General features: G+C 61.4%; 18 protein-coding genes and 4 tRNA genes. 13 read left to right on the top strand and 9 right to left on the bottom strand.

The annotated features are described in order from the left end of the window. Positions 1 to 71: 71 nt before the first annotated feature. From ilvN to PHO31112_RS16710, 6 genes are all read left to right on the top strand, one after another. On the top strand, positions 72 to 563 hold the full coding sequence (gene ilvN / locus PHO31112_RS16685) for an acetolactate synthase small subunit (RefSeq protein WP_010806091.1): 492 nt from the start codon (positions 72 to 74) through the stop codon (positions 561 to 563). A gap of 78 nt (positions 564 to 641) precedes the next feature. After that, positions 642 to 1,658, top strand: coding sequence for a ketol-acid reductoisomerase (gene ilvC, locus PHO31112_RS16690; protein WP_010806090.1), 1,017 nt, complete (start codon positions 642 to 644; stop codon positions 1,656 to 1,658). Between the two features lie 390 nt (positions 1,659 to 2,048). After that, on the top strand, positions 2,049 to 2,684 hold the full coding sequence (locus PHO31112_RS16695; protein WP_150621509.1) for a phosphatidylserine decarboxylase: 636 nt from the start codon (positions 2,049 to 2,051) through the stop codon (positions 2,682 to 2,684). 157 nt (positions 2,685 to 2,841) lie between these two features. Continuing rightward, on the top strand, positions 2,842 to 3,720 hold the full coding sequence (locus tag PHO31112_RS16700; protein ID WP_010806088.1) for a CDP-alcohol phosphatidyltransferase family protein: 879 nt from the start codon (positions 2,842 to 2,844) through the stop codon (positions 3,718 to 3,720). Positions 3,721 to 3,913: 193 nt separating this feature from the next. After that, a complete protein-coding gene (gene lysM, locus PHO31112_RS16705) occupies positions 3,914 to 4,399 on the top strand; it encodes a peptidoglycan-binding protein LysM (RefSeq protein ID WP_150621510.1) in 486 nt (161 codons plus the stop codon). A gap of 421 nt (positions 4,400 to 4,820) precedes the next feature. Continuing rightward, complete coding sequence (locus PHO31112_RS16710; RefSeq protein ID WP_010806086.1) at positions 4,821 to 6,365, top strand: 2-isopropylmalate synthase; 1,545 nt, start codon at positions 4,821 to 4,823, stop codon at positions 6,363 to 6,365. Between the two features lie 107 nt (positions 6,366 to 6,472). Here PHO31112_RS16710 and PHO31112_RS16715 read toward each other — a convergent pair whose 3' ends face one another. Next, a complete protein-coding gene (locus PHO31112_RS16715) occupies positions 6,473 to 6,979 on the bottom strand; it encodes a hypothetical protein (protein ID WP_425495214.1) in 507 nt (168 codons plus the stop codon). Between the two features lie 226 nt (positions 6,980 to 7,205). Between PHO31112_RS16715 and PHO31112_RS16720 the strand changes: the two genes are divergently transcribed. From PHO31112_RS16720 to PHO31112_RS16750, 7 genes are all read left to right on the top strand, one after another. Further along, the gene (locus PHO31112_RS16720; protein ID WP_150621512.1) at positions 7,206 to 8,480 is read left to right on the top strand and encodes a branched-chain amino acid ABC transporter substrate-binding protein; all 1,275 of its coding nucleotides are present in this window, start codon (positions 7,206 to 7,208) and stop codon (positions 8,478 to 8,480) included. Between the two features lie 294 nt (positions 8,481 to 8,774). Continuing rightward, positions 8,775 to 9,044, top strand: coding sequence for a 30S ribosomal protein S15 (gene rpsO / locus PHO31112_RS16725; RefSeq protein WP_010806083.1), 270 nt, complete (start codon positions 8,775 to 8,777; stop codon positions 9,042 to 9,044). 303 nt (positions 9,045 to 9,347) lie between these two features. Next, positions 9,348 to 11,504, top strand: a complete 2,157-nt coding sequence (pnp, locus tag PHO31112_RS16730; RefSeq protein ID WP_150621513.1) for a polyribonucleotide nucleotidyltransferase — start codon at positions 9,348 to 9,350, stop codon at positions 11,502 to 11,504. Positions 11,505 to 11,687: 183 nt separating this feature from the next. Beyond that, positions 11,688 to 11,763, top strand: a tRNA-Ala gene (locus PHO31112_RS16735). A gap of 164 nt (positions 11,764 to 11,927) precedes the next feature. Continuing rightward, a tRNA-Glu gene (locus PHO31112_RS16740) sits at positions 11,928 to 12,003 on the top strand. A 98-nt stretch (positions 12,004 to 12,101) separates the two neighbouring features. Beyond that, positions 12,102 to 12,178 (top strand) — tRNA-Asp (locus PHO31112_RS16745). 99 nt (positions 12,179 to 12,277) lie between these two features. Further along, positions 12,278 to 12,354, top strand: a tRNA-Asp gene (locus PHO31112_RS16750). A 240-nt stretch (positions 12,355 to 12,594) separates the two neighbouring features. Here PHO31112_RS16750 and gudD read toward each other — a convergent pair. From gudD to PHO31112_RS16790, 8 genes are all read right to left on the bottom strand, one after another. Then, positions 12,595 to 13,923: a glucarate dehydratase gene (gene gudD, locus PHO31112_RS16755; protein ID WP_150621514.1), complete on the bottom strand. Its 1,329-nt coding sequence runs from the start codon at positions 13,921 to 13,923 to the stop codon at positions 12,595 to 12,597. A 218-nt stretch (positions 13,924 to 14,141) separates the two neighbouring features. Further along, positions 14,142 to 14,861 carry an SDR family oxidoreductase gene (locus PHO31112_RS16760; protein WP_150621515.1) on the bottom strand — a complete coding sequence of 240 codons (720 nt, stop codon included), beginning with the start codon at positions 14,859 to 14,861 and terminating at the stop codon, positions 14,142 to 14,144. Positions 14,862 to 15,083: 222 nt separating this feature from the next. Continuing rightward, positions 15,084 to 16,448, bottom strand: coding sequence for an MATE family efflux transporter (locus PHO31112_RS16765; RefSeq protein ID WP_150621516.1), 1,365 nt, complete (start codon positions 16,446 to 16,448; stop codon positions 15,084 to 15,086). Positions 16,449 to 16,460: 12 nt separating this feature from the next. Next, a complete protein-coding gene (locus tag PHO31112_RS16770) occupies positions 16,461 to 18,191 on the bottom strand; it encodes an ArnT family glycosyltransferase (protein WP_150621517.1) in 1,731 nt (576 codons plus the stop codon). 308 nt (positions 18,192 to 18,499) lie between these two features. Continuing rightward, positions 18,500 to 18,766, bottom strand: coding sequence for a type B 50S ribosomal protein L31 (locus PHO31112_RS16775; RefSeq protein ID WP_010806078.1), 267 nt, complete (start codon positions 18,764 to 18,766; stop codon positions 18,500 to 18,502). Between the two features lie 187 nt (positions 18,767 to 18,953). Beyond that, a complete protein-coding gene (locus PHO31112_RS16780; RefSeq protein ID WP_150621518.1) occupies positions 18,954 to 19,805 on the bottom strand; it encodes a M90 family metallopeptidase in 852 nt (283 codons plus the stop codon). Between the two features lie 74 nt (positions 19,806 to 19,879). After that, complete coding sequence (locus PHO31112_RS16785) at positions 19,880 to 21,457, bottom strand: MFS transporter (RefSeq protein WP_150621519.1); 1,578 nt, start codon at positions 21,455 to 21,457, stop codon at positions 19,880 to 19,882. Between the two features lie 39 nt (positions 21,458 to 21,496). Continuing rightward, the gene (locus PHO31112_RS16790; protein ID WP_246178307.1) at positions 21,497 to 22,018 is read right to left on the bottom strand and encodes a MerR family transcriptional regulator; all 522 of its coding nucleotides are present in this window, start codon (positions 22,016 to 22,018) and stop codon (positions 21,497 to 21,499) included. Positions 22,019 to 22,138 lie beyond the last annotated feature (120 nt).

Consider the following 22,138-nt stretch of genomic DNA (forward strand, 5'->3'; position numbering starts at 1 on the left):
CGCCGTCAGTCGCCGCCGGTATGGCCGGCGCGGGTGCGACGTCCCCACACTAGGACAATCCGGGATACACCATGAGGCACATTATTTCTGTTTTGCTCGAGAACGAGCCGGGCGCGCTGTCGCGTGTGGTCGGGCTCTTCTCGGCACGTGGCTACAATATCGAGACGCTCACCGTCGCGCCGACCGAAGATCGGTCGCTCTCGCGCATGACGGTGGTCACGACAGGCTCCGACGACATCATCGAGCAGATCACCAAGCACCTGAACCGGCTCATCGAAGTGGTGAAGGTGGTCGATCTGACCGAAGGGGCGCACATCGAGCGCGAGCTAATGCTCATCAAGGTTCGCGCTGTGGGCAAGGAGCGCGAAGAGATGAAGCGGATGTCGGATATTTTCCGCGGCCGCATCATTGACGTTACTGAAAAGACCTATACGATCGAACTCACTGGGAATTCGTCGAAGCTCGACGCATTCATCGAAGGGCTCGATCGCACGGCGATTCTCGAGACGGTTCGTACCGGTGGCTCGGGCATCGGGCGCGGTGAGCGCATCCTGAAGGTCTGATCGGCAGCGGCAACGCGGTAAGCGGATTTCGATCCATTCTGATTTCAGTTATTTTTTGGTATTACGGGACAATTCCAAATGAAAGTTTTCTACGACAAAGACGCCGACCTCTCCCTCATCAAGGGTAAGCAAGTCACGATCATCGGTTACGGCTCGCAAGGCCACGCCCACGCGCTGAACCTGAAGGACAGCGGTGTGAACGTGACGGTTGGTCTGCGCAAGAATGGCGCTTCGTGGAACAAGGCGGTCAATGCCGGCCTGAACACCAAGGAAGTGGCAGAAGCCGTGAAGTCGGCCGACATCGTCATGATGCTGCTGCCGGACGAGCAGATCGCCGACGTGTACAAGAACGAAGTGCACGCCAATATCAAGGAAGGCGCTGCACTGGCTTTCGCTCACGGCTTCAACGTGCACTACGGCTGCGTGATCCCGCGTGCCGACCTCGACGTCATCATGATTGCCCCGAAGGCCCCGGGCCACACGGTGCGCTCGACGTACTCGCAAGGCGGCGGCGTGCCCCACCTGATCGCTGTGGCGCAAGACAAGTCGGGCGCGGCTCGCGATATCGCGCTGTCGTATGCTGCGGCTAACGGCGGCGGCCGTGCCGGCATCATCGAAACGAACTTCCGCGAAGAAACCGAAACCGACCTGTTCGGCGAACAGGCCGTGCTGTGCGGCGGTACCGTCGAACTGATCAAGGCCGGTTTCGAAACGCTGGTCGAAGCCGGCTACGCGCCGGAAATGGCCTACTTCGAGTGCCTGCACGAACTCAAGCTGATTGTCGACCTGATCTACGAAGGCGGCATCGCCAACATGAACTACTCGATCTCGAACAACGCCGAGTATGGTGAGTACGTTACCGGCCCGCGCGTCGTGACGGAAGAGACGAAGAAGGCGATGAAGCAGTGCCTGACCGACATCCAGACCGGCGAGTATGCCAAGTCGTTCATCCTGGAAAACAAGGCTGGCGCCCCGACCCTGATCTCGCGTCGTCGTATCACGGCCGAACACCAGATCGAGCAAGTTGGCGGCAAGCTGCGCGCGATGATGCCGTGGATTGCCAAGAACAAGCTGGTCGACCAGTCGAAGAACTAAGTACGACGCGCCGTACGATGCGTATGCCCAAGCGTTTCCGGGCACAGGCGTCGTCGGCGGGCGGTATCGCGGGGTGAGCGCGTAACATGCGTTACATGCGCTAAGCGCGCCACTTCGTGAGCCGTTGCTCTGGGCCGTCCGTTTTGCCGTAGCCGTTGCTATGGCAAGGCGGGCGGCTTTTTTCGTGGTGGCGCCGAATCGAATCGGCCGTGTGCCGGGGGAATTGCCGGGCATTGTCTCCTGCTTTGCCTTTGTGACGCGAACGTGTCGATTGGGGAAAATGTGTCGCCGTGCCGCGCGCGTTGCTACAATGCCGCCACGTCACGGTTTGGCCCGAAGCAGGTCGACCCGCTTACTTAACCGTTTTACCAAGGACGCGAGTTCAATCGCATGAATTATCCTCACCCGATCATTGCCCGCGAGGGCTGGCCCTTCCTGGGCATCGCCGTCGCCGTCGCGCTCGTCGTGCATTTCATGGCTGGCGTGTTTTGGGCCGCGCCGTTCTGGGTGATTGCCCTGTTTGTTCTGCAGTTTTTCCGCGATCCGCCGCGTCAGGTGCCGCAGCAGGCCGGTGCCGTGCTCTCGCCGGCCGACGGCCGCATCGTGGCTATCGAAACCACGCAGGACCCCTACGCAGGTCGTGAAGCGCTGAAGATCAGCGTGTTCATGAACGTCTTCAATGTTCACTCGAATCGCGCCCCGGTTGACGGCACGGTGACCAAGGTGGAATATTTTCCCGGGCGCTTTTTCAACGCCGACCTCGACAAAGCATCGCTCGAGAACGAACGTAACGCGCTGGTGATCGATGTAGGTGGCCAGATCGTGACGAGCGTGCAGGTCGCAGGGCTCATCGCACGCCGGATTCTGTGCTACGTGAAGCCGGGCGATACACTCGCGCGCGGTCAGCGTTATGGTTTCATCCGTTTCGGCTCGCGTGTCGACGTGTACCTGCCGCTGGGCTCGCGCCCGCGTGTGGCGATCGGCGACAAGGTGTCGGCCACCTCGACGATTCTCGCCGAGCTGTAAGTCGAACCGTACCCCGAACTTCGGCCGCGAGCGGCGGCGCGACCTCAGGTCGCGCGCCGAGGTGTCGCGGCTTGCAACTGCTTTCGCTTTTCGCGTTCCAATAGCGGTGATCCGTCGCGGGTTCGCCCGCAGTCTCAGCATCGTCAAGGAGGTATAGATGCCGGAAAACCATCGCGGCCGCTTGCGCAATAACGTCAGGCATCTCTCGCCGTTCGGCCGTCACAAGAATCCATCTGCAGAGCCATCGATGAACGAAGACCACGACCCGGGTGTGGAGGATGATCTGCCGGTGCGCCCGCGCAACCGCGGTATCTATCTGCTGCCGAATGCTTTTACGACGGCCGCGCTGTTCTGCGGCTTTTTCGCGATCGTGCAGGCGATGAACGACCGCTTCGAGCAGGCCGCCATCGCCATTTTCTTCGCCATGGTGCTCGATGGCATGGACGGGCGCGTGGCGCGCATGACCAACACGCAGAGTGCATTCGGTGAGCAATACGATTCGCTCTCCGACATGACCTCGTTCGGTGTTGCGCCGGCGCTGGTGATGTACGAATGGATTCTGCACGAGATCGGCAAGTGGGGCTGGCTCGCTGCGTTCGTCTACGTGGCGGGCGCGGCGCTACGGCTTGCGCGTTTCAATACGAATATCGGCGTGGTCGACAAGCGCTTCTTCCAGGGGCTGGCGAGCCCGGCTGCGGCGGCGCTCATCGCAGGCTTCGTGTGGATTACGATCGACAACAAGCTGCCGGTGAACGTCTTCTGGATGCCCTGGGTGGCATTTGGCCTGACGATCTATGCGGGCATGTCGATGGTGTCGAATGCGCCGTTCTACAGCGGCAAGGCGCTCGACGTGCGCCAGCGTGTGTCGTTTGGCGTGGTACTGCTCTTCATGGTCGGCTTCATCCTGGTGTCGTCCGATCCGCCGCTGGTGCTCTTCGGGCTGTTCTGCCTGTATAGCATTTCCGGCTATGTGCTCTGGGGATTCCGCTTCCTCAAGGGCCGTCGGCAGCGCATTTTCGGCGAAGTCGACGAATAAGTGAGCGGGTACAAGGGGCGTCTCGGTACGCCCCTTGTCACATCTGTCTGTCAGTGTTGCCGGGGGCGTGTGCCCGGCGATGCTGTAGTCTTGCTGAGGCAGGCTCAGACGTACCCCTTGGCCCGGACGTGTCATGGCAAATTTGGCCGGTTCCGGCGCCATTTCCACTGTTCTACGTGACGAAGGAGAAATCATGGGCATTCTGGACTTCGTGAAAGAAGCAGGCGAAGCGCTGTTGGGCAACAAGGCGCAGGCTGCCGGGGCCCCCGCACCGGGCCCCGATGCGGACGACGCCAACCGTAAGGCTGCCGACGCCATCGAGAACTACATCAAGACGCAGAATCTGGATGCCGCCGGTCTGACGGTGACCTTCGACGGGGCGTCGCGCACGGTGACCGTGTTCGGTGTGGCCGCTGATCAGGTGACCAAGGAAAAGATACTGCTGTGCTGCGGTAACGTGAAGGGCGTCGAGAAGGTGGACGACAAGATGTCGGTGTCGACGGCTTCGGCCGAGGCGACGTTCCACACCGTAGAGAAGGGCGATACGCTGTCGGCCATCTCGAAACAGGTCTACGGCGACGCCAATAAGTACAATGCCATCTTCGAGGCTAACAAGCCGATGCTCTCCAGCCCGGACAAGATCTATCCGGGGCAGGTGTTGCGCATTCCGCCGGCCTGATTCGGTGCTTGTCTCGTGATTCCCGGCCCGGCCTCGCGCCGGGCTGTTTCATGAGGGGGCGGTGCAGCGCCTGCGCCTGTGCGCGCCCGTCTGCACGCGGCTCGCGGCCCGCGCTGCGCGTTGCGAAATCACCCGATTGCGACTATATTGGCGCTCATGATTTCAGGCGTCATCCCGGCTTCGGGCCTTCCTCTCGCACCGCCAACGCTATGCCGCTATGCAGTTTCCGGCCATGCCTGCACGCGCGTCGCGCGCTGATTCCCTCCCGGTAGTTGCCCGCCCGTACGACGATCCTCTGCCTTTGTGGCTTGTGCCATGACGCGATGCCGCTGGCGCAAGGGTGTTCTTCGGCATGCGGATACGCCACCCAAAGACATCAAGAACAAACCGAACCCCTACAAGATCCCCACAGGAGAAAGTCATGGCCGATAAGCTGATCATTTTCGATACGACCTTGCGCGACGGTGAACAGTCGCCGGGCGCGTCGATGACGCGCGATGAGAAAATTCGCATCGCCCGACAACTGGAGCGTCTGCGCGTGGATGTCATCGAAGCGGGCTTCGCCGCCAGTTCGAACGGTGACTTCGAAGCCATTCAGGCCATCGCCGGCATCGTCAAGGACAGCACGGTGTGCTCGCTCGCCCGCGCCAACGATCGTGATATCGCCCGTGCCGCCGAAGCGCTCAAGGGTGCGAATTCGTCGCGTATTCACACGTTCATCGCCACGTCGCCGCTTCACATGGAGAAGAAGCTGCGCATGAGCCCTGATCAGGTGTTCGAACAGGCGAAGCTCGCCGTGCGCTATGCCCGTCAGTTCACGGACAACATCGAATTCTCGCCGGAAGACGGAAGCCGCTCGGATCTGGATTTCCTGTGCCGCGTGCTCGAAGCCGTCATTAATGAGGGGGCGACGACCATCAACGTGGCCGATACCGTCGGCTACGGCGTGCCGGAACTCTACGGGCAACTCGTGCGCACGCTGCGCGAGCGTGTGCCGAATTCGGACAAGGCCGTCTGGTCGGTCCACTGCCACAACGACCTCGGCATGGCCGTGGCCAATTCGCTGGCGGGAGTGAAGTTGGGCGGTGCGCGTCAGATCGAGTGCACGATCAACGGTCTTGGCGAGCGCGCAGGCAATACGTCGCTCGAAGAAGTGGTGATGGCGCTCAAGACACGTAAGGATTATTTCGGTCTGGAACTCGGCATCGATACGACGCAGATTGTGCCGGCCTCGAAACTCGTCTCGCAGATCACCGGCTTCAATGTGCAGCCGAACAAAGCGGTGGTGGGGGCGAACGCATTCGCTCACGCCTCGGGCATTCACCAGGACGGCGTTCTCAAGGCGCGCGACACCTACGAGATCATGCGCGCGGAAGATGTGGGCTGGACCGCGAACAAGATCGTGCTCGGCAAGCTCTCTGGCCGCAATGCATTCAAGCAGCGTTTGCAGGAACTGGGCATCGAGATGGAGTCGGAGCAGGATGTGAACGCCGCGTTCACACGCTTCAAGGAATTGGCCGACCAGAAGTCCGAAATCTTCGATGAAGACATTCTGGCCATCGTCTCGAACGAAGCACAGGCCGAGCGTGGCGAGCATTTCTATCTCGTGTCGATGGCACAACACTCCGAGACGGGTGAGCGTCCGAGCGCCCGCGTGGTTTTCACTGCGCAGGGCAAGGAGCTGGTCGGCGAGGCCGACGGCAACGGCCCGGTCGATGCCGTGCTCAACGCCATCGAGTCGCAGGTGCAAAGCGGTGCCGAACAACTGCTGTACTCGGTCAACGCCATTACGACCGGCACCCAATCGCAAGGCGAGGTGACGGTGCGCCTGTCGAAGGCGGGTCGCATCGTGAACGGCGTCGGCACAGACCCGGATATCGTGGCGGCGTCGGCCAAGGCGTATCTGTCGGCGCTCAACAAACTGTATTCGAAGGCTGAGAAGCTCAACCCGCAACTCACGCCGTGAGGGATGGGGTGCGGCATCGCGTTGATGGCCGAGGTATCTGAGAAGACGCCCGCATCCGGAAAGTCCGGCATGCGGGCGTTTTGTTTTGGGCAGCGCCTGATGTGCGCTCAGAACAAGTTGTTGTCGCGCTTCTCGTGGAGCGGGTCGGGGCTGATCTGCGTGGTTTTGACAACGCCCTCGGCGTCGAAATAGAAGTGCATCAGAGAGAACCAGACATCGTCCTGCTTGAAGCGATAGGACCAGACTTCGCGCTTCATGAGCGGAAAGTACGACGTCTCGACCGGTTCGCCGAAGTGATGCAGGATATCGGTCTTCGTCCACTTGTCGATTTCGACCTTATTGAATTCCTGCGTCGAGAGCACTTGCGTGGTGCCGAGTAGACGGCCTTGCGCATCGAAGTCCGCAGCGATGGTCTCTTCGCCGAACGGCTTGGTTGGATAGAGCCAGCGGGTAACGCCAGGGGCGAGCGGGTAGACCTCCCTGGGCTTGCCCAACTGGGCCTGGACTTCGGCCTGCGATGCGCCGCTCGGTGGCAGTTGCTGCCACGGGGGCGTGAGACAGGCGGTCAGCGACAGGGTGAGTGCGCCAGCCACGAGCCAGCGCAGGGCGGCGATGGGGCGCAAGGCGTCTGAGAGGATGGTGGCGGATGATTTCGGGCGTGCGATGCCCGCGCGTGCCTGGGGCAAATGCTTCATGGATGGCCTCGCGTCAGCGGGAAAAAAAGGCCGCAGGGCGGCATGCCGATAGCATACCGCTGTGTGCCTCATCGTGGGGCGCTTCCGCTTGCCGCATAGGGGCCGGGACGTTATGATTCGCGCCGAGACAGTCAATGGGGCCTCGATGAAAGTTCAAGTCTTGCTGGCGCGCTCGTGCGCGGTTTTGTGCGCCGTTGGCCTGTTGGCAGCGGCCAGTCTTGCACACGCGGCGCCGCCGATCCGCCTTGCGCTCGTCGAAGGCATGAGCGGGCCCTTCGGCAACGCTGGCGCCATGGTCGAGCGCAATTTGCGCTTTGCGATCGATCGCGTGAACGCGCGCGGCGGGGTGAAGTTGCGCGATGGCGCGCATCCGCTGGAGTTGACGGTATTCGACAGCAAGGGGGCCGTGGAAGATAGCCTGGTGCAGCTCAAGGCCGCTGGCGATCTCGGCATTCCGTTCGTTTTGCAGGGCAATAGCTCGGCGGTCGCGTCGGCGTTGATCGACGCAGTCAACAAGCGAAACGCCCGCGAACCGGGACAGCGCATGTTGTTCTTCAATTACTCGGCCGTCGATACGGCGCTCACCAACGAGCAGTGCAGCTTCTGGCATTTCGCGTTCGACGCCAATGCCGCCATGCGCATGCAGGCGCTCACCGAGGCGATCAAAGACGACGTTAGCATCCAGAAGGTCTATCTGCTGAATCAGGATTACAGCTTCGGCCGACAGGTCGCCGGGCTTGCTCGTCAGATGATCGGCGCGAAACGTCCGGACGTGCAGATCGTGGGCGAGCAGTTCAGCGCGGTCGGGCGCGTGAAGGATTTCACGCCCTATCTCGCGCGAATTCGCGCTGCAGGCGCCGACACGATCGTGACGGGGAGCTGGGGCAACGACTTGACACTGCTCGTCAAGGCAGCGCGCGAGCAGGGGATGGAACTTAAGTTCTACACGTTCTACGGCAATGCGCTTGGTGCTCCTGCGGCATTGGGGGAGGCGGGAGTGGGACGGGTGTATGCGGTGGCCGAGTGGCACCCGAACGTGGGCGGCGAGGCGTCGGATGCGTTCTACAAGGCATTTCGCGCGCGCTATCCCGAGGCGCGCGACGACTATGCGCTGCTGCGCATGAGCGTGATGATCGACATGATTGCCGCTGCCCTGGAACAGGCGGGAACGACCGACGTGACGATGGTGGCGCGTGCGCTCGAGAATCGCCGGGTTCGCGAGGCGCCGGCGGACGCCTGGATGCGCCCGAACGATCACCAGATGATCGAGCCGCTGTATGTCTCCGTCATGCGTCGTGCGGGAGAGCCGGGTGTGAAGTTCGACAATGAAGGTTCGGGCTTCGGGTTCAAGACGGTGATGGAGTTGCCCGCGAGTAAGGTGGCGCTACCCAGTACCTGCCGGATGGCTCGCCAGCGCTGATATGACAGGGCGAAGGAATGCGCTGGAATGCGCGGGTGTTGATTTGTCGAAATTTTTCGGATAATCGACCTGGATTTTCGCGATTATTCACGGAATATCTCGGTTTTCGACGCCCGAATCCGGCGGTCAGGCCCGTCCGAAGCGGCGATGCGTGGAAAAATGTGGCATCTGGATACCAACTCCCGTATAATCGCGCACTTGCAGTTTTGTTTATGCGCGGCAACGCTGCGCATGTTTTTGTAAGTTCACGGCACGGCCTTTCTTCCGTGACCGCATGTCTCCAAAGGAAATGAAATGACTGTTGAAACCACCAAGAAGTCGGACGTCGTGGCGCAATTCGCCCGCGCCGCCAACGACACCGGATCGCCCGAAGTGCAAGTTGCGCTGCTGACCACGCGCATTAACGAATTGACGCCGCACTTCAAGGCACACATGAAGGATCACCACAGCCGCCGCGGTCTGCTGCGCATGGTGAGCCGTCGCCGCAAGCTGCTCGATTACCTGAAGGGCAAGGATGCGGACCGCTATCGCGCCCTGATCGAGAAGCTGGGCCTGCGTAAGTAAGCGATTACAATTACGACGAGATGCCTGTATCAGCGTGCTGATGCAGGCATTTTGTTTTTGGGCACTGCCTGACGGATGTCATGAGGACGTCTTTCAGGCTGTCAACTTGGCCGTTGTGCCGGGTTCCCGGAGTACGGGGCCTCGTCGGCAAGCAGGGCTTGTGTCATTCCAGGGTCGCCTCTGACACGCACGGCAACGCGCCGAGCAACGCTGGAATGGCATAACACTCCCCCCTGTAAGGCGTCGGGATCACCCCGGCAGCGATATCGCGCCGCTGCTGCATTCGCGCGATTCGATATAGGAGTGCAAATGTTCAATAAAGTCGTGAAGTCTTTCCAATGGGGACAAAACACGGTTCGCATGGAGACCGGTGAGATTGCCCGTCAGGCATCCGGCGCTGTGCTCGTCGATATGGACGATACCGTCGTGCTCGCCACGGTTGTTGGCGCCAAGAAGGCTAAGGCAGGTCAGGATTTCTTCCCGCTGACCGTCGATTATCTGGAAAAGACTTATGCCGCCGGCAAGATCCCGGGTGGCTTCTTCAAGCGTGAAGGCCGTCCGTCGGAGAATGAAACGCTGACGTCGCGTCTGATCGACCGTCCGATCCGCCCGCTCTTCCCGGAAGGCTTCTACAACGAAGTTCAGGTCGTGGTGCAGGTTGTCTCGCTGAACCCCGAAGTGCCGGCCGATATCCCGGCCCTGATCGGTGCTTCGGCCGCGCTGGCCATCTCGGGTCTGCCGTTCAACGGCCCGGTCGGCGCCGCACGCGTTGCCTACGTCGACAGCCAGTACGTGCTCAACCCGTCGCGCGAACAGATCGCCAAGTCGAAGCTCGACCTGGTTGTCGCCGGTACGGAACAAGCCGTGCTGATGGTTGAGTCGGAAGCGCAGGAACTGCCGGAAGACGTGATGCTGGGCGCTGTGGTGTTCGGTCACGAGCAAATGCAAACGGCCATCAACGCCATTCACGACCTCGTGCGTGACGGCGGCAAGGCCGAGTGGGATTGGGCCCCGGCTGCCAAGAACGACGCACTGATCGCACAAGTGACCGAGTTGGCCGAAGGCCCGCTGCGCGCCGCTTACCAGACGCGTGAAAAGCAAGCGCGTACGCAGCAACTGCGTGCCGTGAGCAGCGACGTCATCGCCAAGCTGGGCGAAGCCGCCACCGCCAAGGGCGAAGTGGCTCCGGACGACATCGAAGTCGGCAACATCCTGTTCGATCTGGAAGCCAAGATCGTGCGTAGCCAGATTCTCGCGGGCGAGCCGCGTATCGACGGCCGTGACACGCGCACCGTGCGCCCGATCTCGATTCGCACCGGCGTTCTGCCGCGTGCCCACGGTTCGGCGCTGTTCACGCGCGGCGAAACGCAGGCACTCGTGGTGGCCACGTTGGGCACCAAGAGCGACGAGCAGATCATCGACGCGCTGCAAGGCGAGTACCGTGATCGCTTCATGCTTCACTACAACTTCCCGCCGTTCTCGACGGGTGAAACGGGGCGCGTGGGTTCGCCCAAGCGTCGCGAAATCGGTCACGGCCGTCTGGCCAAGCGCGCACTCGTGGCGTGCCTGCCGGGCGCAGACGATTTCGGCTACACCGTGCGTGTCGTGTCGGAAATCACCGAGTCGAACGGTTCGTCCTCGATGGCATCGGTGTGCGGCGGTAGTCTCGCCATGATGGACGCGGGTGTGCCGCTGACCTCGCCGGTCGCCGGTATCGCCATGGGCCTGATCCTCGACGGCAACAAGTTTGCCGTGCTGACCGACATTCTCGGCGACGAAGATCACCTGGGCGACATGGACTTCAAGGTGGCCGGTACGTCGAATGGCGTGACCGCGCTGCAGATGGACATCAAGATCCAGGGCATCACGAAGGAAATCATGCAGGTCGCCCTGGCGCAAGCCAAGGAAGGCCGTTTGCACATCCTCGACAAGATGACGGAAGCCCAGTCGGGCGTGCGTACGGAGTTGTCGGAATTCGCGCCGCGCATGGTCACCATCAAGATCAACCCGGAAAAGATCCGTGACGTGATCGGTAAGGGTGGTTCGGTGATCCGTGCATTGACGGAAGAAACCGGCACGAGCATCGATATCTCGGACGACGGCGTGGTGACGATCGCCAGCCCGAGCGCTGAAGGTATTGCCGAAGCGAAGCGTCGCATCGAGCTGATTACGGTGGAAGTCGAAGTCGGCCAAGTGTACGACGGTACCGTGCTGAAGCTGCTGGAGTTCGGCGCGATCGTTTCGGTGTTGCCGGGCAAGGATGGTCTGCTGCACATCTCCGAAATCGCGAACGAGCGCATCAAGGACATCAACGAGTACCTGAAGGAAGGTCAGTTGGTGCGCGTGAAGGTGATTCAGCAGGACGACAAGGGCCGTCTGCGCCTGTCGCACAAGGCACTCACCGACGAAGAAAAGCAGGGTGGCCCGGTGCTGGTCAAGCGCGAAAGCGAAGCTCAGTAATTCGGGTATCAGTACGATGCCCGGCGGCGTGTCTCGTGCACGCCGCTAAGCAAAGGAAAAACGGCGACTCCGGAGAGTCGCCGTTTTTCATCTATCGCACGGATTCGCAAAATAATGCGGAAAAAATGCGAGAAGGGTATTTACAGGAAATGGGTTTGTCATTAAAATCTCATTTCTCTGTTCGGGGGTATAGCTCAGCTGGGAGAGCGCTTGCATGGCATGCAAGAGGTCAGCGGTTCGATCCCGCTTACCTCCACCACGGATTCAGAAGCTTAATTTTCAGGCTGCGCCGGACGAGCAAGATTCTTGCAAAAATGCCGTAAAAAACTTGAAAATAAAGCTTCACAAGCGAAGAAATGTTGTTTAGAATAGCGTTCTTCGCGAAATGCAGTAAAGCGAAACAGACAAAGTTTTGACGATTTTGTCCCCTTCGTCTAGAGGCCTAGGACATCACCCTTTCACGGTGAGTACAGGGGTTCGAATCCCCTAGGGGACGCCAGAATTGGTGCCGGTAGCGAGTCGGTATCAGTTTGAAAATGCCAGGCAGTTGGTGGCGTAAAGCCCGCTGAAAGTCAGGCGGGTTTTTTTGTCGGTTTTGGAGCGGTAGTTCAGTTGGTTAGAATACCGGCCTGTCACGCCGGGGGTCGCGGGTTCGAGCCCCGTCCGCTCCGCCAAAACCTACGAAGTTCGGTAATTTGCGCGTGAAAACGCGGCAATGCCGAACAACAGGCAGGAAAGCAAAGTGAATGACATCACGATGCTGCAGCAAGTTTGGAGCGGTAGTTCAGTTGGTTAGAATACCGGCCTGTCACGCCGGGGGTCGCGGGTTCGAGCCCCGTCCGCTCCGCCAAACGAAGAAAGCCCAGGCAGATGCCTGGGCTTTTTTTATCTCTCGACGCCCCTGTTTCGAAACCTCGCGGCGAGGTATTCGGGGCTGCTCCGATGCGTGATCTTCCCTGGTGATGTCGTCTTCGCAATGCATGCGGATTTTTCGCAGTGTATTGAAAAAATCCGCAATTCAAGCGCATTGTTGTCTATCGACGACAGGGCGAGGTGGATTTTCAGTCCGCGACACCCTGACGCCATTCGGTCAGCGCACGAGGCAGGGGCGCTTCGGATCGAATTTCCAGTCTGGAACGAGATACTGCATGGCGATGCTATCGTCGCGCGCACCGAGGCCGTGCTCGAGGTACAGGGCGTGGGCGGCTTCCACTGCCTCCATATCGAGTGTGACCCCGAGACCCGGCGTGGTCGGCACTTGAACGTTACCGCCAACGATTTGCAGCGGGTGCTTCGTGAGGTGCTGACCGTCTTGCCAGATCCAGTGCGTGTCGATTGCGGTGATCTTGCCGGGGGCGGCTGCCGCAACATGCGTGAACATCGCGAGCGAGACGTCAAAGTGATTGTTCGAGTGCGATCCCCATGTCAGGCCCCAGTCGTGACACATCTGCGCGACGCGCACGGCGCCCTGCATCGTCCAGAAGTGCGGATCGGCCAATGGAATGTCGACAGACTGCAACTGAATCGCGTGGCCCATCTGGCGCCAGTCCGTTGCAATCATGTTGGTCGCCGTCGGCAAGCCCGTTGCGCGCCGGAATTCCGCCATGACTTCGCGGCCCGAATAGCCGTTCTCGGCGCCGCATGGGTCTTCGGCGTACGCAAGCACATCGTGCTTGTCGCGGCATAGGCGCACCGCCTCGGCAAGCGACCACGCGCCATTCGGATCGAGCGTCACACGTGCCTGCGGGAAGCGCTTGGCGAGCGCGGTGACCGCTTCGATTTCCGCGTCGCCATCGAGCACACCGCCCTTGAGTTTGAAGTCCTGGAAGCCATAGCGAGCGTGAGCGGCCTCTGCGAGACGTACGACCGCCTCGGGGGTCATGGCGACTTCCGTACGCACGCGTTCCCAGTCGTCGCGTGCGGCGTGATTATCGGCATAGGGGAGGTCGGTGGCGCATCGATCGCCGATGAAGAACAGGTAGCCCAGCATGGCGACTTCGCTGCGCTGCTGTCCTTCACCCAGCAACGCGGCCACCGGCACCTCGAGGTGCTGGCCCAGCAGGTCGAGCAGCGCCGCTTCGAGCGCCGTCACGGCGTGAATCGTCGTGCGCAGGTCGAACGTCTGCAAGCCGCGTCCACCTGAATCGCGATCAGCGAAGACGCGACGGGTCTGGCCAAGGATTGCCTGAATGTTTGCGACCGACTGACCCACCACATAGGGACGTGCGTCTTCGAGCGTCTGGCGGATGGTTTCGCCGCCGGGCACCTCGCCAACTCCGGTGTGGCCGGCGTTATCTCGAAGGATGATCAGGTTGCGCGTGAAGAAGGGGCTATGCGCACCGCTCAGGTTCAGCAGCATACTGTCGCGGCCGGCGATGGGGACAACGCGCAGATCGGTGACGATGGGGGTTCGGCTCATGGCAGGTGGACGTAGATCAGACCCAAAGGAGTGGAGTGTCATGACACACGATTTCTGTTGTATGTCGTCAGACAACATTCTATGGAAAGTGCTTCCGAATGCCTTTGCGGGTTTACCCGTTTTTGCGGAAAGAACCGAAATTTACTGATCAGGTCGATAAATTCCGGTTGCACATGCTGTTCGTAATGCTTGCGATCTGGTTGTCGTACAAGGTGTGTTCAGTTGGGACCGCCCAAGCTGCCGCCGCCATCGACGTTGAGTACCTGACCGGTGATGAAGCTGGCTGAGTCCGAGAGCAGAAAGGCGACGGCCGCAGCGATTTCGTCCGGGGCACCGAGCCGTCCCATCGGGATCGTGGCGAGCACTTTGCGTTCGGCATCGCTGCCCACAGGGCGTGATTTGCGGAAGAGTTCGGTCTCGACAGGGCCGGGTGCCACCGCATTGGACGTAATGCCGAACGTTGCGAATTCCAGCGCCCATGTCTTGGTGCATCCGACGAGTGCGCTCTTGGCGGCGGCATAGGCGGTGCGGTCGCGGCTGCCGTATATGGCTCGGCTGGAGATGTTGACGATGCGTCCGAAGCCGCGCGATTTCATGCCGTCGATAAAGGGCTGAGTGACTTGAATGGCGACGCGCACGTTCAGATCGAAGACCTGCTGAAGGGTTGCCAGATCGAGCTGATCGAAGGGCTGCGGCGAGGCGATGCCGGCGTTGTTGACCACACCGTCGATGGTGAATCGTGTCCCGATGCCGCGTAGTACCTCGCGTGTATTGTCGACGTCGGCGAGATCGCATTGCACCAGTGCTCCGGGGAATTCGACGCCGTCGATATGGCGGGCGATGCCCACGACCCGGTGCCCTTGATGGGCAAGCAATGTGCTGATGGCCAGCCCGATGCCGCGTGTCGCACCGGTAACGAGGAAGGTATGTTCGGACATGGATGTGAGAGCGCGCTTGCAGCATCGTGCGAAGGCGCCCCTAAGGTGGAGAGGCCTTCGAGTCTAAGCCGGATGGCGTTAGCCTGCATGCCACCGCTTGCAGCGCATGCGCGTCACACCGCAGGTCGAGGGCGGTCTTGCGGATCGACGCTATGTTGCAGCCAGTCGATGAACGTTGCGAGACGAGGCGGGCCATCCGTCTCGCGGCAATTCTGCGTAATGCTATGCGGCGGCGTCGTTGCACTTCATCCGCACCACCCAGCGCAGATAGAGCAGCAAGCCGACGGCGGCGATGGCGATGCTTGCGGTGTTGGCGAACCAGAAGCCTGCCGCGCCATGCAGCCACGCGGGCGTAAGACCGCCGACGTCGAAGCCCAGCGCATATCCGCCCCCCAGGCCAACGCCCCAGAGCGACACGGCGTAGATGAGGGTTGGGATGACCGCTACCTTCCACGCGCGCAGCACGAAGACGGCGTTCACTTGCAGGGCGTCGAACACGTGGTAGAGCGCGACGATGGCCAGCAAGGGCGTGGCGACCGCCGCGACCTGCGGATCGGACGTATAGGCCGCGAGAATCGGCGGGCGGCAGAACCACATGAGGGCAGCCAGCATCAAGCCCAACGTGCCGGCAAACTCGACACCCCGGCGTCCGATCAGACGTGCCAGCGGGAAGTCGCGCGAACCGATGGCCTGCGCGGTGAGTGTCGTCGTCGCAATGGCAATCGACATGGGCAGCATGTACATGAGGGCGCCGAGGTTTGCGGCGATCTGATGGCCGGCCAGCGTCACGTCGCCCAGTCGGGCAATGAAGATCGCCATGAACGAGTACGCCGTCACTTCGATCAGATAGCTCAACCCCATCGGCACACCCAGCTTGAGCAGTGCGCGAATGGCCTGCCAGTGCGGCCAGCAGAAGCGGGAGAAGATACCGAACTCGCGCAGCTTCGCGTGACGTGCCATCAGCGTGAGTCCCAGTGCGCAAGAGACCCAGTTGATGGCGGTCGTGGCGATGGCGCAGCCGGTGCTGCCCAGGGCTGGAATACCGAGTCGCTCGACACCGTAAATCAGCGCAAGATTCAGCGGCACTTTCAGCACCAGCCCCGTCACCTGAATAATCATGACGATGCGAGGCTCTGCCACGGCCGTGGACAGCGAGGAATACACGCGAAAGAGCAAGGCGGCGGGCAGCCCGAACGCGAGAATCTGGAGATAAGCGCTCGCGCGAGCTTCGAGTTCGGGTGTCGCTTCGGAGAGTTGCAGAATGAACTGCGGATGCGACAGCAACAGAAAGCCCGGTGCCGCGAGGAACAGGGCGAGCCAAAACGCCTGCCGGACTTCCTCGCCAATGGCTTCACGCTCGCCTGCGCCGAAGCGTTGCGCGGCAATTGGAGACAGTGCGACGAGAATGCCCATCAGGCCGACATACACGGTGATGTAGATCGACCCGCCGAGCGCGAGCGATGCGAGATCGAACGCCGATGCGCGACCGACCATGGCCGTGTCCATCACCCCGAAGGCGATGACGGCCAACTGGCCGATCAGAACCGGCCAGGCCAGCCCGGCAATACGCTTGATGTCGTGCCACATGGCGCTATGTGATTAGCGCGGACGTGTGGCGCGACGCCACGGACGCTCTTGCAAAACGTAGAGGCGGAAGCGCTCGTCGCGGTCGGCCGCGCGGCGGCCTTCCCAGAGCTGACGCCATTCATACGGCGCAAGCGACAGCGGTTCGCTGTAATCCTGAGAGTCCTGGCGCAGCAGCACGTCGCAATCGTCGTTGGCCGAACCGAAGTGCATCTTGCCGAAGTAGGCGAACGAGGCGAGTTGAGCGTCTCCCACGCGCGCGGTGCGAATGCAGGTGTAATCCGCCGGCAGATGCGCGGCGATTTGTGCTGCCACGTCGCGGTACGTTCTGCCGTAGTTCACGACGGGCAGCCACAGCGTCATGAGCAGCACCCACATGAGCGTGGTGCCCCCCGACGAAAGCACCACACTGCGCCACAACACCTTCGGGCTGCGCGATACGCGCCATGCCACCAGCCCAACCCAGGCACCCGTCACGAGCAGAGCACTGAACAACGTGATCCAACTGAATTCGGGTTGGAAGCCGGGAACGAGACGTCGCAGGTTGCGCGCCGTGGATGCCGGGAACCCCGTGATACCTGCCAGCCAGACGATCCAGACGAAGCCAGCCAGCACGGTAAACGACAGCACGGCGAACCAGTCGATGGCGTTGACCGTCCCCCGCTTGAGTGTGGGCAGGCCGAACGCGGCGATGATCGACAGCGGGGGCAAGGCGAGCATGAAGAGCTGGTTGCCCTGATGGGCCTGGAGCACGATCAGCACGAGAATCGCGATCGTAAAGGCCAGTGCGATCGCGATGTGCGGTGCGCGCCGCATGCCGCGCCATGAGTACAGCGACCACGCGGCGAGCGGCCATGCCGGCCAGGCGAACAACGCGAGGTTCTTGGCGATATAGCTGAGCGAGTGGAGTGTCGGGCCACTGAACGCGTCTACGCCGATATCCGCCCACTCGCCGAGCCAGAGACGGGCGCCGTCGGCAAATTTGAGTGCGGCGAGCGGCCACGTGCACGCGACGAGTAGCGTTATCGGCGTAGAGATCAGCAGCAGCATGCGCAGGGGCAGTGCACGACACACCACGGCGGTGGCAACGCCGGCGATCCAGAGTGAGAGCGTCATCAGCGGCGACGACGCGAGCGCCATGCCGCCCAGCGCGAGACCGAACCACACGGCACCCTGGCGCGGCTTGTCGAGGCTGCGTACGAGGCCGTAGATGGCCATCGAGATGAGCGTGAGCTGACCCACCGCCGATGTTGTTTCGTGCCCGCGCTCAGTCAGCCCGAAGCAGGCGAGCAGAATCAGCAGTGCGCCATCGGCGAGTGTGCGGCCGTAGTCGCGCGGCTCGGGTTCGCCGCCGAACGCGTATTTGAAGGGTTGCACTTCCGGGCGGCGACCGAGCAGGTAGGTGCCGTACCAGATGAACGTGCAGGTCATGTAGAAGCAAAGACCGGTGACGATGCGTGCGGCATCGGGCGCGTCAAGCCATGAGAAAGCGCGAATGGCGAGCGCACCGAGCCACGAGACGAGCGGGCCGCTATCGTAGATGGGTTTCCCCGCGATATTCGGCAGCAACCAGTCGGACAACTGACCGTGCGCCATCGTCCACATGACGCCGAAACCGGCGGCGTCTTCGTTCTTCCACGGGTCGCGACCGAACAACCCCGCCAGCACATAGATGACACAAATGGCGATCAGCAGCGAACGCGGTAGCGCGCTGGTGGCGGAGGCGGTAATGCGAACTCGTTTCATAGGCCGGACGACAGAGCCGGCACGGCGGCCGGATCGGGAAGACTCAGGGGGCGAGCCGGAACTGGCTCGGGGATGAAATATGGGGTGAAACTCGGGGTAACGCTACAGGAACACTTGGGGACACCGCAAAAGCCGACAGTATGACAGTAACCGGTGCCGTGGCGCAGGCCAGATCCAACAAAAAAGGGCAGCCTGAGCTGCCCTTTTCCGATGCTTTTCACAAACGCCGGGGTGTTGCCCCTGATGTGCTGGCCCGCCAGTGTTTGCCGGGCCCCGCATCGCGTCGTCTGGCGCGTCGCCGATGAAACTTAGGCGATCTTGCCGCCGGCGCGGTTGCCGAACTTCTGGCGGAACTTGTCGACACGGCCGGCCGTGTCCATGATGCGCTGTTCGCCGGTGTAGAAGTTGTGCGAAGCCGACGACGTTTCGATCTTCACGAGCGGGTAGGTCTTGCCATCCTTCTCGGCGGTTTCCTTGGTGTGGATCGTCGAGCGGGTGATGAATTCGAAGTCGACGCCGGGCGTCATGTCGCGGAACAGGACTTCGCGGTAATCCGGGTGGATGCCTTCTTTCATGATGTACCTTGGGTTAAGTCGGTAGCCAGTCTGCGCGGGAGGACGTTCGCCTGGGTTGATTGCCCCAGGAGGCGCCCCGTTGAGCCCGCTAACGCCGTCACTGTCATGCGACTGGGAAGGCGCCAACCACTTTCCGGGTGAGTAAAACGCGCATTATGCCATGAAAACAGCGACTTTCGCAAAGTTTTCATGGGGTTGCGGCTGACGTGGGAGGCGTGCCGGCAATGGCTTCGCCGCCGCTACCGGGCGCCGCCGCAGGATCTTGCAGGAAATAACGCGAAAACAGCGCGTACAGGGCCGGATACTCGTCTCGGAAAGCCTCTGGGGCGACGAAGAACGCCTCGGCGCAAACCGCGAAGAATTCCGATTCGTGCTCGGTGGCGTAGGGGTCGAGCAGCGAGGTCGAGGCGAAGGCGTCCCAGCGGTCATCGGGGACGTTGGCCACATGGTGACAGAACTCCTCGTAGGCAGGGTCGAAGACATTGCACCAGGCTTCCGGTGTCAGGTCGCCATGCAGACGCCGCAGCATCGGCGGAACGCCGTCTGCATCGCCGGCTTCCATATCGATCTTGTGAACGAATTCATGGATCACGACGTTGTACGCCAGTACGTCGCGCGCCTGAACATCTTGCCACGACAGGACCACGGGGCCGCCCTCCCATGCTTCGCCGCTCGCTTCCTGTTCGACGTCGTGCACGACACCTGCTTCGTCCTGCACGGTCTTGCGAATGAGGAATTCGCCCGGATACAGCACGATGCCGGTCCACCCGCGATACAACGCGCTCGGGAGATTGAGAATCGGCAGGCACGCTTGCGCCGCCACCGATACGCACATCGCTTCGGTCAGCGGCAAATCATGCGCGGTCGAAAAGTGTTTGCTAGCCAGAAAGTCGGTTGCGAGTTCGCGGAGCTTGCCCAGTTCGGCAGGGCTGCGCCGAGCTAGGAACGGCAGTGCATTCACGACCTCGAGCCAGAGGGCGTCGTCGATGGCCGTACGCGCGGGAGAACGCCGGAGGCGGGCAAGCAGGGTCTTGAGCATGACGAAAGTGGCCGGAAATTTGACGCCGCAGCGACGGATCGCGCGGTGCATTCGTGTGCCAATGGCCATCGATTCTAATTTAGCTGCTTTTGAATTGCCGCAAAGATTGCGCCGCACAGTGCAACGATGGCGATGAAGTGAAAGCCGTCGATAAACGACAGGAACGACGCTTGCCGCTGAATCATTTGAGCGATTTGGACGAGTGCGACTCCATGTGCCTGCGAGGCGGCAACGCCGGCGTGGGTGAGTGCATTGGCAAGCGAGTCGAGCGTCTGAGTGAATGCCGGATTGAACGGATTGGCCACTTCCGTCAGGCGAGTGCGATGCAGCGCTTCCCGATGTTGGTCGAACGCCACGATGGTCGACACGGCGAACGAGCCGGAAAGCTGGCGCAGAATGTTCTTCAATCGATAGCCGTGCACGAAGCTCTCGTGATCGAAGGTGCGAAAAGTCAGGTTGGCAACCGGCAGTACGGTAAAGATGCCAAACACGGCCTTGAGGGCGAGCACGCCATAGAGTTGCGACTGGCCGGCGTCGGACGGCATGGCGCCGAGCCATAGGTTAGTGGCGATCGTCATCGCGAAACCGCTCACAATCAGCAACTTCTTGTGCGTGATGAATTTGGCGACGCGGAAGTACGCCAGCAGTAGGAATACGGTGAGCAGCGCGGAGTAACCGAGCAATTGGCCGGCGCGCTCGACCGTGAAGCCGAGCCCTTGCTCGAGCATGTGCGGCATCAGATAGCTTTGCGTGTTTGCCAGATAGTAATAGGCCACGTACAACACCAGTCCGACCTGAAACTCACGCCGGCGCAGCGATTGCAGGCGGATGAACGGCTCCGGATGTTGCCACTGGTGATAGCCGAACCACACGAGGGCGCCCACGCCTGCCACCGTCAATAGTGGCAGCCAAGGTGTTTGCAGCCACTGCGAGTAACGCATCTCCTGAAGCACGACTTGAAACGCACCCATGGCGAGCGCGAAGGCCATGAACGGTGCGAACGGGTAATTGCCCCCAGTGACGCGATCGCGCAGGCGGCCCACGTCGGGTACGGAGAACCAGGCAAGCCCCGCGAGCAGCCCGGCGGGCGGTGCGGTGCATAGGAACAGCGTGCGCCAGGTGTAGTCGGAGACGAGCAGTCCGCCGATGAGCGGCGCGGCGGCCGAACCGGTGAACAGCAGCAGGGCGAACGTCTGCACAGTCTTGCCGCGATGCTCTGCCGGCATGCTCACTTGCGCGAGAATGCGGCAAGAACTCATCCAGCTTCCCGCACAAAAGCCCTGGCAAGCCCGGGCGATCACAAGCTGCGTCACGCTTTCGCTCGTTCCCGCGAGGATGGCGCCGAAAGCATAGAGCAGCAACGACGCCGTCAGATACCGGCGATAGCCGATGCGCTCGACGAACCACTGCTGTTTGAGGATGGCGAGCACCGATGCAATGCCATAGGCGGTCGTCATCCATACGAACTCTTTGGGTGAGGCGTCAACGCCGCCCGCAACGTAGACGGCAAAATACACCAGCAGTGCGTTCTCGAAGAACTCCAGCCCCGGGATCAGGCCGAGGGCGTAGCGGTACGCCTCAATGCGTATCGGCCGCAACGGGTTGGACGGCGGCGAGGCGGCGGAACCGGTCGACGGGGCGGCAGATGTCATGACGAGCGACAGGCGTGATGTGCGTCGGCGGGCGAGGTGTCAGGGGGACGAATGCTTGCGGATTCGCGCGGCGCGCTCCGCCAGCAGTTCGTCCGCTGACACGCCGCGAAGGCGCTGCTCGATGTATTGCAGGTCGTGCGCGATCTGCGTTTCGAGTTTTTCCGCTTCGCGCAATTCGCGGCGCACTTGCGCCGTGCGTTCGCGCAATGTGTCGAGTTGCGAGTGAAGGGCGTCGCGAACGACTTGCAGATCTTCCTCGTTCATGCGCGATTTGCCCGATTCGACCAGACGCATCGGGCGCTTGAGCATCTCCGTGATCGCGGCAATCGAGAAGCCGAGCGAGCGCATGCGCAGAATTCGGCCGAACGTCGCGAGATCTGCCTGGGTGTACATGCGGTAGCGTCCGCCGCTGCGTGCCGGCACAACGAGATTGAGTTCCTCGTAATATTTCAGCGTGCGCGCCGTCACGCCAAGCGCGGCGGCGGCCTGGCCGACGGTCAGCAGATGAGTGCCGTCTGACGGTGTTTCCATCGACGATTGGGGCGCGAGATCTGTGGGCATGTGCTTGCCTCCGATCGGAAGATGAACGGAATGTTAGCACAACATATACGTGAACGTATAGGTTTGAGTCTGTGGTGCCACGAAATGGCTTGTTGGGGGGACGGAAATGCATCGGCCCGG

Origin of the sequence: Pandoraea horticolens, assembly GCF_902459555.1 — a bacterium.
Lineage (GTDB): Bacteria > Pseudomonadota > Gammaproteobacteria > Burkholderiales > Burkholderiaceae > Pandoraea > Pandoraea horticolens.

Coding starts and splice junctions, on each gene's coding strand:
- ilvN (WP_010806091.1), top strand. CDS start 72: ATGAGGCACATTATTTCTGTTTTGCTCGAGAACGAGCCGGGCGCGCTG.
- ilvC (WP_010806090.1), top strand. CDS start 642: ATGAAAGTTTTCTACGACAAAGACGCCGACCTCTCCCTCATCAAGGGT.
- PHO31112_RS16695 (WP_150621509.1), top strand. CDS start 2,049: ATGAATTATCCTCACCCGATCATTGCCCGCGAGGGCTGGCCCTTCCTG.
- PHO31112_RS16700 (WP_010806088.1), top strand. CDS start 2,842: ATGCCGGAAAACCATCGCGGCCGCTTGCGCAATAACGTCAGGCATCTC.
- lysM (WP_150621510.1), top strand. CDS start 3,914: ATGGGCATTCTGGACTTCGTGAAAGAAGCAGGCGAAGCGCTGTTGGGC.
- PHO31112_RS16710 (WP_010806086.1), top strand. CDS start 4,821: ATGGCCGATAAGCTGATCATTTTCGATACGACCTTGCGCGACGGTGAA.
- PHO31112_RS16720 (WP_150621512.1), top strand. CDS start 7,206: ATGAAAGTTCAAGTCTTGCTGGCGCGCTCGTGCGCGGTTTTGTGCGCC.
- rpsO (WP_010806083.1), top strand. CDS start 8,775: ATGACTGTTGAAACCACCAAGAAGTCGGACGTCGTGGCGCAATTCGCC.
- gudD (WP_150621514.1), bottom strand. CDS start 13,923: ATGAGCCGAACCCCCATCGTCACCGATCTGCGCGTTGTCCCCATCGCC.
- PHO31112_RS16760 (WP_150621515.1), bottom strand. CDS start 14,861: ATGTCCGAACATACCTTCCTCGTTACCGGTGCGACACGCGGCATCGGG.
- PHO31112_RS16765 (WP_150621516.1), bottom strand. CDS start 16,448: ATGTGGCACGACATCAAGCGTATTGCCGGGCTGGCCTGGCCGGTTCTG.
- PHO31112_RS16770 (WP_150621517.1), bottom strand. CDS start 18,191: ATGAAACGAGTTCGCATTACCGCCTCCGCCACCAGCGCGCTACCGCGT.
- PHO31112_RS16775 (WP_010806078.1), bottom strand. CDS start 18,766: ATGAAAGAAGGCATCCACCCGGATTACCGCGAAGTCCTGTTCCGCGAC.
- PHO31112_RS16780 (WP_150621518.1), bottom strand. CDS start 19,805: ATGCTCAAGACCCTGCTTGCCCGCCTCCGGCGTTCTCCCGCGCGTACG.
- PHO31112_RS16785 (WP_150621519.1), bottom strand. CDS start 21,457: ATGACATCTGCCGCCCCGTCGACCGGTTCCGCCGCCTCGCCGCCGTCC.
- PHO31112_RS16790 (WP_246178307.1), bottom strand. CDS start 22,018: ATGCCCACAGATCTCGCGCCCCAATCGTCGATGGAAACACCGTCAGAC.